The organism is Streptomyces sp. CB03234 (genome assembly GCF_001905885.1).
Taxonomy (GTDB): Bacteria; Actinomycetota; Actinomycetes; order Streptomycetales; family Streptomycetaceae; genus Streptomyces.
Genome location: NZ_LIYH01000006.1, coordinates 115,450 through 128,310 on the forward strand (window position 1 = coordinate 115,450; position 12,861 = coordinate 128,310).

General features: G+C 71.4%; 11 protein-coding genes and 1 riboswitch. Of the genes, 7 read left to right on the forward strand and 4 right to left on the reverse strand.

Features of this window, described 5'->3' with window-relative positions; all coding sequences use genetic code 11:
- Positions 1-23: 23 nt before the first annotated feature.
- The gene (locus tag AMK26_RS26205; protein WP_073757231.1) at positions 24-926 is read right to left on the reverse strand and encodes an SIS domain-containing protein; all 903 of its coding nucleotides are present in this window, start codon (positions 924-926) and stop codon (positions 24-26) included.
- A 227-nt stretch (positions 927-1,153) separates the two neighbouring features.
- On the opposite strand from AMK26_RS26205, the gene AMK26_RS26210 reads away from it, so the two are divergent.
- The 3 genes from AMK26_RS26210 to otsB are packed head-to-tail and all read left to right on the forward strand — an operon-like array spanning position 1,154 to position 3,523.
- Complete coding sequence (locus AMK26_RS26210; RefSeq protein ID WP_073757800.1) at positions 1,154-2,374, forward strand: extracellular solute-binding protein; 1,221 nt, start codon at positions 1,154-1,156, stop codon at positions 2,372-2,374.
- A 13-nt stretch (positions 2,375-2,387) separates the two neighbouring features.
- A complete protein-coding gene (locus tag AMK26_RS26215; RefSeq protein ID WP_073757232.1) occupies positions 2,388-2,633 on the forward strand; it encodes a DUF3263 domain-containing protein in 246 nt (81 codons plus the stop codon).
- 35 nt (positions 2,634-2,668) lie between these two features.
- Positions 2,669-3,523 carry a trehalose-phosphatase gene (otsB, locus tag AMK26_RS26220; RefSeq protein ID WP_073757233.1) on the forward strand — a complete coding sequence of 285 codons (855 nt, stop codon included), beginning with the start codon at positions 2,669-2,671 and terminating at the stop codon, positions 3,521-3,523.
- A 460-nt stretch (positions 3,524-3,983) separates the two neighbouring features.
- On the opposite strand, the gene AMK26_RS26225 is transcribed toward otsB, so the two are convergent.
- On the reverse strand, positions 3,984-5,429 hold the full coding sequence (locus AMK26_RS26225) for an alpha,alpha-trehalose-phosphate synthase (UDP-forming) (RefSeq protein WP_073757234.1): 1,446 nt from the start codon (positions 5,427-5,429) through the stop codon (positions 3,984-3,986).
- Between the two features lie 45 nt (positions 5,430-5,474).
- A complete protein-coding gene (locus AMK26_RS26230) occupies positions 5,475-6,419 on the reverse strand; it encodes a glucosyl-3-phosphoglycerate synthase (RefSeq protein ID WP_073757235.1) in 945 nt (314 codons plus the stop codon).
- A 124-nt stretch (positions 6,420-6,543) separates the two neighbouring features.
- Positions 6,544-6,687, forward strand: a riboswitch (SAM riboswitch).
- A 17-nt stretch (positions 6,688-6,704) separates the two neighbouring features.
- On the opposite strand from AMK26_RS26230, the gene thrC reads away from it, so the two are divergent.
- From thrC to groL, 4 genes are all read left to right on the forward strand, one after another.
- On the forward strand, positions 6,705-7,988 hold the full coding sequence (thrC, locus tag AMK26_RS26235) for a threonine synthase (protein WP_073757236.1): 1,284 nt from the start codon (positions 6,705-6,707) through the stop codon (positions 7,986-7,988).
- A gap of 29 nt (positions 7,989-8,017) precedes the next feature.
- On the forward strand, positions 8,018-8,293 hold the full coding sequence (locus AMK26_RS26240) for a ubiquitin-like small modifier protein 1 (RefSeq protein ID WP_073757237.1): 276 nt from the start codon (positions 8,018-8,020) through the stop codon (positions 8,291-8,293).
- A 442-nt stretch (positions 8,294-8,735) separates the two neighbouring features.
- Positions 8,736-8,942, forward strand: coding sequence for a cold-shock protein (locus tag AMK26_RS26245; RefSeq protein ID WP_008743607.1), 207 nt, complete (start codon positions 8,736-8,738; stop codon positions 8,940-8,942).
- Between the two features lie 309 nt (positions 8,943-9,251).
- Entirely contained in the window at positions 9,252-10,874 is a 1,623-nt protein-coding gene (gene groL, locus AMK26_RS26250; protein WP_073757238.1) for a chaperonin GroEL, read from the forward strand.
- Positions 10,875-11,002: 128 nt separating this feature from the next.
- Here the strand turns inward: groL and AMK26_RS38755 are convergent, their stop codons facing one another.
- Complete coding sequence (locus AMK26_RS38755) at positions 11,003-11,716, reverse strand: DUF6518 family protein (protein ID WP_073757239.1); 714 nt, start codon at positions 11,714-11,716, stop codon at positions 11,003-11,005.
- Positions 11,717-12,861 lie beyond the last annotated feature (1,145 nt).

Sequence of the window (12,861 nt, forward strand, 5' to 3'; positions counted from 1 at the left end):
TTGCCGCTGCATACAAAACGGTTTCATGAGGAGAGGATGACGCTCCGCGTCAGGTTGCGCGGCCGGTCCGGGTCGTACCCCTTCCCCTCCGCCAGCGCCACCGCCAGCCGCTGCGCCCGGACCAGGTCCGCCATCGGGTCCGCCGACGCGTGCGCGTGCAGCGTCCCGCCCACCCGCGCCACATCGCCCGCCAGCCCCTCCGGCAGCGCGCCGAACACCCACGCCACCCGCCCCGGACCGGTGATCGAGATCGGGCCGTGCCGGTACTCCATCGCGGGGTACGCCTCCGTCCACGCGCCCGCCGCCTCCCGCATCTTCAGCCCCGCCTCCAGCGCCAGCCCATACGTCCAGCCCCGGCCCAGGAACGTCCACTGCTCCGCCCCCAGCACCGCCTCCGGGAGCGGCTCCGTCACCGCCAGCTCCGCGTCCACCGCCGCCTCCGCGACCGGCTTCACCCCCGGTACGTCACCCAGCGCCGCCCGCAGGAACGCCAGCGCCGTCGTCGCGAACCGGGTCTGCACCACCGACTCCTCGTCCGCCCAGTCCAGCACCGCCACCACGTCCGCCGCGTCCATCACCGGCGTCTTCGGGTCGGCCGTCAACGCCAGCGTCGGCACCCCGCGACCCCGCAGGGCGCCCAGCAGGTCCAGCACCTCCGTCGTCGTACCCGACCGGGTGATCGCCACGACCCGGTCGTACGCGCGCGAGGACGGGAACTCCGACGAGGCGTACGCGTCCGTCTCGCCCTGCCCCGCCGCCTCCCGCAGCGCCGCGTACGCGATCGCCATGAACCACGACGTCCCGCACCCCGTCACCGCGACCCGCTCACCCGGCCGCGGCAACCCCTCCCCGAACGACGCGGCCGCCTCGGCGGCACGGCGCCAGCAGGCGGGCTGGGTGGCGATCTCAGCTGCGGTACGAGACATGCGCGGTGTGCTCCTACTCGGCCGGGCGGGGTGGATGCCGTACGAGCCTGCCGGGTCGCGCGGCGCGCCGCCGACGACGACGCGGCAAGCGTTGCCGAAGCGATACCCAGTGGTGTAGACCTCATCCCTTCTGTGGGAAAATCACCAGCCAGGCAAGAACCAACAGGTGGGGAAGAGTTGTGCAGCGCCGCTACGTAGGACTGACCGCGGCGGTGGCCGCACTGAGCATGGCGGCGACGCTGGCCGGCTGCGGAGCCGGCACCGGGGACGAGGACGTGACCCTCAAGCTCGTCGCCGCCGACTACGGCAGCAACGACACCAACACCACCCAGAAGTACTGGGACACCCTGGCCCGCTCCTTCGAGAAGACCCACCCCGGCATCACCGTCGACGTCGACGTCCAGTCCTGGAAGGACGTCGACCGGAAAGTCGCCGAGATGGTCGACAACGGCCAGGCACCCGACCTCGCCCAGATCGGCGCGTACGCGGACTACGCCGCCGACGACCGGCTCTACAGGGTCGACGACCTGCTCCCCATCCCCACCCAGGCCAACTTCCTGCCCCTGCTCAGCAAGGCCGGCAAGGTCGACCGCGTCCAGTACGGCATGCCGTTCGCCGCCAGCACCCGGCTGCTCTTCTACAACAAGGGCCTGTTCGAGAAGGCCGGCGCCAAGCCGCCGAAGAACTGGAACGACATCCGCGACGCCGCCCGCAAACTCAAGGACGACGGCGTGACGTACCCCTTCGCGCTGCCGCTCGGCGCCGAGGAGTCCCAGGCCGAGACCATGATGTGGATGCTCGCCGGCGGCGGCGGGTACCGCGACCCCGGCAACCTCTCCTACGAGATCAACTCCAGCGAGAACGTCGCCACCTTCACCTGGCTCAAGGACAACCTCGTCACCCCCGGGCTCACCGGCCCCGTCGCCCCCGCCGAACTCGACCGGCAGGAGGCCTTCGACGCCTTCGTACGCGGTGACGTCGGCATGCTCAACGGCCACCCCACCCTGATGGAAGCCGCCGAGAAGGCCGGCGTGGACGTCGGCAAGGTCCCGCTGCCGAGCACCAACGGCGAAGCCAGGCCGGCGATGGGCGTGGCCGACTGGATGATGGCGTTCAAGCAGAACGGCCACCGCGAGGAGATCGGCGCGTTCCTGGACTACGTGTACCAGGACAAGAACGTGCTCGCCTTCTCCGACCAGTACGACATCCTCCCCGTCACCACCACCGCCAGCACCGCGATGCGGTCCGACCCCCGGCACAAGGACCTGCGGCCGTTCCTGGAGGAACTGCCCACCTCCGAGCTGTACCCGGTGGGCAACACCTCGTGGGCCAAGGTGAGCGAGAGCGTCAAGAAGAACATCGGCAAGGCCGTCGCGCCGGACGGCGACCCGGACACCGTGCTGTCGGCGATCGCGCGGGACGCCGACGACGCGGAAGCCGCCGAGTAACTATGTTGCTCATATGACCGCCTCCCCACGACCGCCGGAGCTGACCGACCGGGACCGCGCCGTCCTCGCCCTGGAACGGCGCCCCTGGCCCGGCCCCGGCGCCAAGGAACGCGCGATACGCGAACAGCTGGGCCTGTCGCCCACCCGCTACTACCAGCTGCTCAACGCCCTCCTCGACGACCCGAGGGCCCTCGCCCACGACCCGGTCACCGTCAACCGCCTGCGGCGCGTACGGGCGTCGCGGGAGACGCGCCGGTAGGTGTGCCGTCGCGGGGCCCTGGATAGGTTTCCGGCATGGGCACCCCACCGGACTCCTCGCCTTCCCTGCCGCGTCCCGTCACCCCCGTCGGCCGGGACGGCCTCGCCGCCTTCCTGGCCCACCCCGAGCGGGCGGTCATCGGCCTCGACTTCGACGGCACCCTCGCCGACATCGTCGACGACCCCGAGCAGGCCCGCGCCCACCCCGGCGCCGTCGCCGCCATCGCCGCGCTCGCCCCGCGCGTCGCGTCCGTCGCGGTCATCACCGGCCGCCCGGCGGGCGTCGCGGTCCGGTACGGCGGCTTCGCCGGGGTACCCGGCCTGGAACACCTGGTCGTCCTCGGCCACTACGGCGCCGAACGGTGGGACGCCGTCACCGGCACCGTCCAGGCCGCCCCCGAACACCCCGGTGTGGCGGCCGTCCGCGCCGAACTGCCCGGGTTCCTGGACCGGGTGGGCGCGTGGCGCGGCACGTGGATCGAGGAGAAGGGCCGCGCGGTGGCCGTCCACACCCGGCGCGCGGACGACCCGCAGGCCGCCTTCGACGCCCTGCACGCCCCGCTCGCCGACCTCGCCACCCGGCACGGCCTGGTCCTCGAACCGGGCCGCATGGTCCTGGAACTGCGCCCCCCGGGCGTGGACAAGGGCGTGGCGCTCACGGAGTACGTACGGGAGGTTGGCGCCGAGGTGGTGGTGTACGCGGGTGACGACCTGGGCGACCTGCCGGCCTTCGCCGCCGTCGAGAAGCTCCGCTCCGACGGGGTGCCGGGCCTGCTGGTCTGCAGCGGCAGCGACGAGGTCGCCGAGGTCGCCCAGCGCGCCGACCTCCAGGTCCCCGGCCCCCCGGGCGTGGTCGCCCTCCTCTCCACCCTCACCACCGCGATGCCCTGACCCCGCGCCCGCCTCCCCTGTTGCGGGCAGTCGTCCCGGGGGGCGGTGCCCCCCACCCCCGTTGTTGGGCTGTCGTCCCGCTGGGCGGTGCCTTCCTCCCCCCACCCCCGTTGGGCTGTCGTCCCGCTGGGGCGGTGCCTCCCTCCCCCCGCCCCCGTTGTGGGCAGTCGTCCCGCTGGGGCGGGACGGGTGGGCACAACGGGACGGGGCGGTGCCTTTGCGGCGGCTCCTCCCGGGGCGGTGCTCGTTCCGGTGCGGGTCGGCGCCTGCCGGGGGGTGGGGGGCGTGGCCCCTCCGGGCTCGCCTCCTCGAGGCCGGCGGCCTTGGGTACGGGGGACGGGAGCCGTTCCAGCGCCGCCAGCCTCTGCGGGGGCGACCCTGCACGGCCCCACCCCGGCCGTCGTCCGGCGAACGGCCGGTACGGCCTGGCCGGTGCGTGGCCCTCGCGGGAAGGAGGACCTCAGGTTTCGCGCAGGGCGTTCAGCTGGTCCAGGAACCACCGGGACGGAGGCAGCGACGTCGACGCCGCGGCGAGGCGCTTGGTACGGTCCGCGCGCTCGGCCGGCGGCATCGACAGCGCCCCGTGCAGCGCCTCCGCCGTGCCCACCACGTCGTACGGGTTCACCGTGATCGCGTCCTCGCGCAGCTCCTCGTACGCGCCCGCCTCCCGCGACAGCACCAGCGCGCAGCCCGCGTCGGAGACGACCGGGACCTCCTTGGCCACGAGGTTCATGCCGTCCCGGATCGGGTTGACCAGCGCCACGTCCGCCAGGCGGTACGCGGCGAGCGAGCGGGCGAAGTCGTCCTCCACGTGGAGGATGACCGGCGTCCAGCCGTCCCGCCCGTACTCCGCGTTGATCTCGTCCGCCAGCTCGGAGACCTGCGCCGTGTACTCCCGGTACACCGGCAGGTCCTGGCGGGAGGGGTACGCGAAGGCGAGGTGGACGACACGTTCACGCCACTCGGGGCGGTCGGCCAGCAGCGTCCGGTAGGCCAGCAGGCCGCGGACGATGTTCTTCGACAGCTCGGTGCGGTCGACACGGACGATCGTCTTGCGGTCGGGACCGATCTGCTCCCGCAGCAGCGCCATACGGTCGTCCACGTCCGCGCGGCGCGAGCGCTCCCGCAGGAAGTCCGCGTCCGCACCCAGCCCGTGCACGCCCAGGTAGGTGTGGCGGGGCCGGCCGTGCGTCCAGTGCTGGACGCTCGGGGGCTGGTCCTTCGGCCAGTGCGTCGTCACGTCCATGTCCCGGAGGGAGGACGCGCAGCACGCCTGGAAGGCCTTCAGCCACCGCCACGTCAGGAACCCCAGCCGGTCCGCGCCGAGCATGCCCAGCAGCAGCTCCTCGGCGACGTCGTCCGGGAGCATCGCGAAGTACTCCGGCGGCGCCCACGGCGTGTGCGAGAAGTGCCCGATCCGCAGGTCGGGGCGCAGCTCGCGGAGCATTCCGGGGACCAGGGCCAGGTGGTAGTCCTGGACGATCACCACGGCGCCGTCGCCGGCCTGCTCGGCCAGGGCCTCGGCGAACGCCCGGTTGTAGAGGCGGTAGGCCACCCACTGCTGCCGGAACTCCGCGTCGAAGACCGGCTCCAGCGGCGTCTGGTACAGCATGTGGTGCACGAACCACAGCACCGAGTTCGCGATGCCGTTGTACGCCTCGGCGTGCACCCGCGCGTCGATGTCGAGCATCAGTACGCCCGGCTCGTCCGCCACGCCCTGCCGCACGGCCTGCCGGTCGCCGTCGCTCAGGGCGGCGCACACCCACAGCGCGCCCGCGTCCGGTCCGATCGCGGAGAGCCCGGACACCAGCCCGCCCCCGCCGCGCCGGGCGTCGAGCGTGCCGTCCTCACGTGGCACGTAGCTGACCGGACCGCGGTTCGAGGCGACGAGAATCTGGGCTGCCATGGAGACGAACCTAGCCCGTTGCGGAAACGCTCAAACGTACGGCGCTCACGCCACCCGGCGGCGTCGTGCGTACTCGGCCACCTCCACCATCGGCGGCCGCTCCTCGGTGTCGACCGGGTGGGTACGCGGGACGAACCCCTCCTCCGCCCGGTCGAACTGGGTCAGCCGTGGCCGCACCAGGTGCCCCCGCGACAGCCGCAGCTGCGCCGTCCGGTAGATCGCCGCCGCCATCCGGCCCAGCGCCCGCTCGTCCTGGTGCCGGTGCTTGCGCACGCCCACGTCCACCTGCGCCAGGGCGTCCAGGCCCACGGTGTGCAGGGCGTCGACGAGCAGGCCCAGCTCGACCCCGTACCCGACGGGGAAGGGCAGCCGCTCCAGCAGCGAGCGGCGCGCCGCGTACTCGCCGCCCAGGGGCTGGACGAACCCGGCCAGCTGCGGCCAGTGCAGGTTCAGCAGCGGCCGTGCCACCAGCTCGGTCACCCGCCCGCCCTGGCCGGGGGAGCCGGCCAGGGGCCGGTCGTACATGGCCTTGACGAGATGGACGGACGGGTCGGTGAGGAGGGGGCCGACGATTCCGGTCACGAAATCGGCCGAGAAGTCACGCAGGTCGGCGTCGACGAAGCAGATGATGTCGCCGCTCGTCACCAGCAGCGAGCGCCACAGCACCTCGCCCTTGCCCGGCAGGGCGGGTATCCGGGGCAGGATCGCGTCCCGGTGCACCACGCGCGCCCCGGCCGCCGCCGCGACCTCGGCCGTACGGTCCGTGGAGCCGGAGTCCACCACGACCAGCTCGTCGACCAGCGCGGTGGCGTCCGACATCAGCTCGCGGCGGATCACGGTGACGATCTCGCCGACCGTCGCCTCCTCGTTCAGCGCCGGCAGGACGACACTGACGGTCGTACCGCGCTTGGCCGGGAGCAACTGGTCGAGCGGTCGCTCCGTCACGGACCAGGACCGCCGGTCCAGCCAGCGCTCCACCTCTTCCAGCACGTGATCTCCATCTCGCGTATCGGACGACCATCTCAAGCGCCCGGGGGTTCGGTTACAGTCTTGAGCAACGCGGATGTCCGATGCATGTCGGGGGTCCACGTCCACGAGTCGAACAATCGAATACAGCTCATCCAGAGGGGCAGAGGGATACGGCCCGTTGAAGCCCCGGCAACCCTCCAGCCGGCACTCGCAGATCGTGCGCGAGGCCCCGGCTAGGGAAGGTGCCAAATCCGTCTCATGGCGAAGCGCGCCATGAGGAAGATGAGGAGAAAGGGCCTCGCCTCCATGGCTGTACAGACTGTCGCCACCGCCAAGAACGTCGACCTCGGGCCTGCTTCCGCCCTCTCCTGTCGTGAATGCGGCGAGCGTTTCGAGCTCGGTCCCATTTTCGCCTGTGAGCTGTGTTTCGGGCCGCTCGAGATCGCCTACGACCTGCCGAGCGGCGACCCCGAGGCCCTGCGCAAGCAGATCGAAGCCGGGCCCACCAACATCTGGCGGTACGCGCCGCTGCTTCCCGTCCCGGCGGACGTGGCCGACAAGCCGAACCTGAACCCCGGCTGGACCAAGCTCGTCCAGGCCGACAACCTGGCACGTGAGCTGGGCGTCGAGCCCGGCAAGCTGTTCGTCAAGGACGACTCGGGCAACCCGACGCACTCCTTCAAGGACCGCGTCGTCGCCCAGGCCATCGAGGCCGCCCGCGCCTTCGGCTTCACCACCCTGTCCTGCTCCTCCACGGGCAACCTGGCGGGTGCCGTCGCCGCCGCCGCCGCCCGCGCCGGCTTCCGCTCCTGCGTGTTCATCCCGCACGACCTGGAGCAGGGCAAGGTCGTCATGGCCGCGATCTACGGCGGTGACCTCGTCGGCATCGAGGGCAACTACGACGACGTCAACCGCTTCTGCTCCGAGCTCATCGGCGACCCGCTGGGCGAGGGCTGGGGCTTCACCAACGTCAACCTGCGCCCGTACTACGCGGAGGGCTCCAAGACCCTCGCGTACGAGATCTGCGAGCAGCTCGGCTGGCGCCTGCCCGACCAGCTGGTCATCCCGATCGCGTCCGGCTCGCAGCTGACCAAGATCGACAAGGGCCTGCAGGAGCTCATCAAGCTGGGCCTGGTCGAGGACAAGCCGTACAAGATCTTCGGCGCCCAGGCGGAGGGCTGCTCCCCGGTGTCGACGGCCTTCAAGGGCGGCCACGACGTCGTACGGCCCCAGAAGCCGAACACCATCGCCAAGTCGCTCGCCATCGGCAACCCGGCCGACGGCCCGTACGTCCTGGACATCGCCCGCCGCACGGGCGGCGCGGTGGAGGACGTCAACGACGAGCAGGTCGTCGACGCGATCAAGCTGCTGGCGCGTACGGAGGGCATCTTCGCCGAGACGGCGGGCGGGGTGACCGTGGGCGTGACGAAGAAGCTGATCGAGGCCGGCGCCCTGGACCCGTCCCTGACGACGGTCGTGCTCAACACGGGCGACGGCCTGAAGACCCTCGACGCCGTCGCGCCGACCACCGGCCCGACCGCGACGATCCGCCCGAGCCTGGACGCGTTCCGCGACGCCGGCCTGGCCTGACCGACCCGCATCGAAAGGCATTACGAACCATGAGCGTCAACGTGCGCATCCCCACCATCCTCCGCACGTACACGGGCGGCCAGGCCGAGGTCACGGCGGAGGGCGCGACCCTCTCCGAGGTCATCGAGTCGCTGGAGAAGAACCACCCGGGCATCGCGGCCCGCGTCCTCGACGACCAGGGCAAGCTGCGCCGGTTCGTGAACGTGTACGTCAACGACGACGACGTGCGCTTCGAGCAGGGCCTGGGGACCGCCACGCCGGACGGTGCCGGCGTATCGATCATCCCGGCCGTCGCCGGCGGCTGATCGCCTCCGATTTCCGGAGTCAATTGCCCCCTCCGCTTCACAAGCGGAGGGGGCAATTCTGCATGGTTGAGCGCGGTAGAGTTGGGGAAGTCCCCGCCCTTGCCTGTGCCACTCGCATATGAGAACGCGGCCGGTCACGACAAGATGAAGTCAAAGTAGCCCTGCTTATTGCGCCATTTGTGCGCTTTGCCGGGCCCGACTTGCCCGGGATTCTGGCGCATTCAGCCGCATTTTCCGTTCACGCGTGCTCGGAATTCTCGTCCGATTGACCTGTTGCAGACGGCAGTTGGGCAGATACATTCAGCGGCGGTCGACGCGTTCCGGCGCACGCTCCTGGGGTCTCCCCATGCCACCAGGCATAGGGGAACTGTCAGGGGGCGAGGTCTGACCCGGGTCCGCGAAGTGCGGTCCTGCGCAAGGGCCAGTAATAGGGGAGTTAGGCATGGCTCAGGGCACCGTCAAGTGGTTCAACGCGGAGAAGGGGTACGGCTTCATCGCGGTCGACGGTGGTGCGGATGTTTTCGTCCACTACAGCGCGATCCAGATGGACGGCTACCGCACCCTTGAAGAAGGTCAGCGAGTCGAGTTCGAGATCTCGCAGGGCCAGAAGGGTCCGCAGGCGGACATGGTCAAGCTCGCCGCCGGCTGAGAGCCGCGTCGCGATCGACCGACCATCGACTGTCGACATCGCTAGTGCCGAGGGGCTCGCGTTCCAGGGGACGCGGGCCCCTCGCGCGTGTCCGGACCCCTGTCTTGTATGCGAGAGGCGCTTGCACTCGCAGGGGTCGAGTGCTAATCATTGGCGTTAGCACTCTGAAGGTGAGAGTGACAACGAAGGACCGAGTCGGTGAGGTCCGCAGGCCGGTGGGGCAAGGAACCACTTCAGGCAGGCAGGCCGTCCGTCGCGGGCGCCAGCGCGGTCCGGAGCATCCACCCCAGTCCGGGAGGACCACTTCACATGGCCAAGATCATCGCGTTCGACGAGGAGGCACGGCGCGGCCTCGAGCGCGGCATGAACCAGCTCGCCGACGCCGTCAAGGTGACCCTGGGCCCCAAGGGTCGCAACGTCGTCCTCGAGAAGAAGTGGGGCGCCCCCACGATCACCAACGATGGTGTATCCATCGCCAAGGAGATCGAGCTCGAGGACCCGTACGAGAAGATCGGCGCCGAGCTGGTCAAGGAAGTCGCCAAGAAGACGGACGACGTCGCCGGTGACGGTACGACCACCGCGACCGTCCTCGCCCAGGCGCTCGTCCGCGAGGGTCTGCGCAACGTCGCCGCCGGCGCCAACCCGATGGCCCTGAAGCGCGGCATCGAGACCGCCGTCGAGGCCGTCTCCGGCGCGCTCCTGGAGCAGGCGAAGGACGTCGAGACCAAGGAGCAGATCGCCTCCACGGCCTCCATCTCCGCCGCCGACACCCAGATCGGCGAGCTCATCGCCGAGGCCATGGACAAGGTCGGCAAGGAAGGCGTCATCACCGTCGAGGAGTCCCAGACCTTCGGTCTGGAGCTGGAGCTCACCGAGGGTATGCGCTTCGACAAGGGCTACATCTCGGCGTACTTCGCCACCGACATGGAGCGTATGGAGGCGTCGCTCGACGACCCGTACATCCTGATCGTCAACTCCAAGATCTCCGCGGTGAAGGACCTGCTCCCGCTGCTGGAGAAGGTCATGCAGTCCGGCAAGCCGCTGCTGATCATCGCCGAGGACGTCGAGGGCGAGGCCCTGTCGACCCTGGTCGTCAACAAGATCCGCGGCACCTTCAAGTCCGTCGCCGTCAAGGCCCCGGGCTTCGGCGACCGCCGCAAGGCCATGCTGAACGACATCGCCATCCTCACCGGTGGCCAGGTCATCTCCGAGGAGGTCGGCCTCAAGCTCGAGAACGCCGGCCTGGACCTCCTGGGCCGCGCCCGCAAGGTCGTCATCACCAAGGACGAGACCACCATCGTCGACGGTGCCGGTGACAGCGAGCAGGTCCAGGGCCGCGTCAACCAGATCCGCGCCGAGATCGAGAACTCCGACTCGGACTACGACCGCGAGAAGCTCCAGGAGCGCCTGGCGAAGCTGGCCGGCGGCGTGGCCGTCATCAAGGCCGGCGCCGCCACCGAGGTCGAGCTCAAGGAGCGCAAGCACCGCATCGAGGACGCGGTGCGCAACGCCAAGGCCGCCGTCGAGGAGGGCATCGTCGCCGGTGGTGGCGTGGCCCTGCTCCAGGCCTCCTCGGTCTTCGAGAAGCTCGAGCTCGAGGGCGACGAGGCGACCGGCGCCAACATCGTGCGCCTGGCCCTCGAGGCCCCGCTGAAGCAGATCGCCGTCAACGGTGGTCTCGAGGGCGGCGTCATCGTCGAGAAGGTGCGCAACCTGCCCGTCGGCCACGGCCTGAACGCCGCGACCGGCGAGTACGTCGACATGATCGCCGAGGGCATCATCGACCCCGCCAAGGTGACCCGTTCCGCCCTGCAGAACGCGTCCTCCATCGCGGCGCTGTTCCTCACCACCGAGGCCGTCATCGCCGACAAGCCGGAGAAGGCTGCGGCCGGTGCTCCGGGCGGCATGCCGGGCGGTGACATGGACTTCTGATCCTCACGGATCGGACGTCCTACGTACGGAGTCATTCGTACGGAGTCATACGTACGCGTACGGAACCGAGGGCGGCACCCCTACTCCCAGGGGGTGCCGCCCTCGGGCGTTCCCGCTCCCGCTCCCGCTCAGAGGGTGAACGCCGCGTCGATGACCAGCCCCGCGCCCGTGGCGAGCGCCGCGCCGGCGGCCAGCGCCAGCAGGGCGTAGCACCGGTCCCGCAGCGAGCGGGCCAGAACGAGCGGGAGCAGGACGCCGACAGCGGTGTAGCACCAGGCCGCCGTGGTGCCGGGCCCGCTGTTGGAGTTCGCGTCCGTCGCGAGCCGGAAGAAGTGCAGGCCCTCCATGACCCAGACCGACCCCACCACCCCGGCGGCCGCCGATCGGACCACGGGGCGGTGGTGGCGCAGCAGGGCGCCGGCCGCGCCGTAGCCGGGCCCCGCGACCAGCCCGGCGGCGATCCAGATCACCACGGCGGACAGCCCGGCCGCGTACCCGCGCATTTCGGAGGTCGCGTAGTAGCCGACGACCAGCCCGGCCTGCGAGAGGAGTCCGGCCAGGGCCGCCGGCCGCCAGCGCCCGGGGGCCCGGAGGCCGATCAGGAAGGCGACCGTGACCCAGGTGGAGGCCGAGTTGACGAGCGCGTGCCAGCCACCGGTGAGGTACGTCTGCCCAAAGGACGTCACGGCCCCTCCGGCAAGGCCCGCCCCGACGGCGAGTGCCATATGGGTCCGGGTGGGGGTGGGGGTGGGCGTACTGGTGGGGGTGCGGGTGGGGGTGCCGGGGGCCGTAGGGGAGGCCGTGGGGGAGGCCGTTGGTGCGGCGGCTCCGGTCGTGGACACGGTGATCGACTCCTGAACGCGTTCATCGGCGGCCGTGCGGCGATGGGGGATTTTCGGCCACTCGCTGAGACGCACAACGAGGGCGCGGCGTTCAGTGCGCGGAGGCGTGAGCGCGCAGGGCGGAGCGTTTCGGGTGTTGGTGGGCGTGTGGGCCGCCCTCTCTCCGAGTGTGGCGGGCTCCGGCGGCCCGTCAAGGGCGCTTCGCGTCGGCTTCGCCGATGGGCTTCGCCCACCCTTGACCGGCCGCCTCCGCCCGCCTTTTCCCACTCGGAGGGCGGCCCGGGGGAACGGGCCCGGGAGGGGCCCGCCTTTCCCCGTGCCGTTCGTGGCCGGGAGGCGGGTGCCGCAGGGGGCGCGGCAGTGGAATGGGGTGCTCACTGTCGGCTCGGCGGCGGGCGGCCGTCTGTGGGTTGCGGTACAGGACCTCGCTCCGGTGGGTGGGGGGTGCGCCCCAGTGGCATGGGGCATCCGGGGTCGGCCCGGCGGCTGCGGGTGGGTGAGGGGTTGGGGTTCAGGCAGGTGGCTGGGGTGGTCTGGGGCTGGGCCCGGGTGTTGACCCGCCCGGCGGCCGGGGTGGAGGCGTGCGTGTGGGTGGGCGGCTGGCTGCCCGGCCGGTCGGCCTGTCGGCTCGCGGGCCCGGTCGGGCCCTGCCGCCCGTGGCTGCTCCCGTGCACCTCACCGGCCCCGCCTGCCCCACAGGGAAGCCCCACCCGTCTCCTTGGTCACACCAGCACCGGGATCGGGGAGTTGTGTGCGGTGTGGGACACCTTCCCGCCGTGATATCGGAGGCTGCGGGTGTCCCATGCCGCCCACAACTCCGGCGAGGTGAGACGGGTGTGACTGGAGGGGGCGAAGAGGCTGGCCGGTGGGGCGTGTGGGGCCACTGAGCGGGGGCCGGGCTGGGAAGGGTGGGGCGTCGGGGTGGCTGCTGCGGGCGGGGGCTGACTGCGCCGCCCGGCCCTCGCGCCCGGGGCCGCGCACTGATCCGGGCCGGGGCCGGGCCTGGGCCGGGCATGCGGTCGGGCGTCGCGCCGGCCCGGAGAGCTGCGCCGCTGCCCCCGACTGTCCTTACCCGCACCGCCCGCCTCACGGGGCTGCCCCTCCTGCCCCCTTCGCCACACCGGCACCTGGGCAGGCGAGTTGTG

Bases quoted from the DNA above. Each gene is read 5' to 3' on its own strand.
- AMK26_RS26205 (WP_073757231.1), bottom strand. From the start codon at position 926: ATGTCTCGTACCGCAGCTGAGATCGCCACCCAGCCCGCCTGCTGGCGC.
- AMK26_RS26210 (WP_073757800.1), top strand. From the start codon at position 1,154: ATGGCGGCGACGCTGGCCGGCTGCGGAGCCGGCACCGGGGACGAGGAC.
- AMK26_RS26215 (WP_073757232.1), top strand. From the start codon at position 2,388: ATGACCGCCTCCCCACGACCGCCGGAGCTGACCGACCGGGACCGCGCC.
- otsB (WP_073757233.1), top strand. From the start codon at position 2,669: ATGGGCACCCCACCGGACTCCTCGCCTTCCCTGCCGCGTCCCGTCACC.
- AMK26_RS26225 (WP_073757234.1), bottom strand. From the start codon at position 5,429: ATGGCAGCCCAGATTCTCGTCGCCTCGAACCGCGGTCCGGTCAGCTAC.
- thrC (WP_073757236.1), top strand. From the start codon at position 6,705: ATGGCTGTACAGACTGTCGCCACCGCCAAGAACGTCGACCTCGGGCCT.
- AMK26_RS26240 (WP_073757237.1), top strand. From the start codon at position 8,018: ATGAGCGTCAACGTGCGCATCCCCACCATCCTCCGCACGTACACGGGC.
- AMK26_RS26245 (WP_008743607.1), top strand. From the start codon at position 8,736: ATGGCTCAGGGCACCGTCAAGTGGTTCAACGCGGAGAAGGGGTACGGC.
- groL (WP_073757238.1), top strand. From the start codon at position 9,252: ATGGCCAAGATCATCGCGTTCGACGAGGAGGCACGGCGCGGCCTCGAG.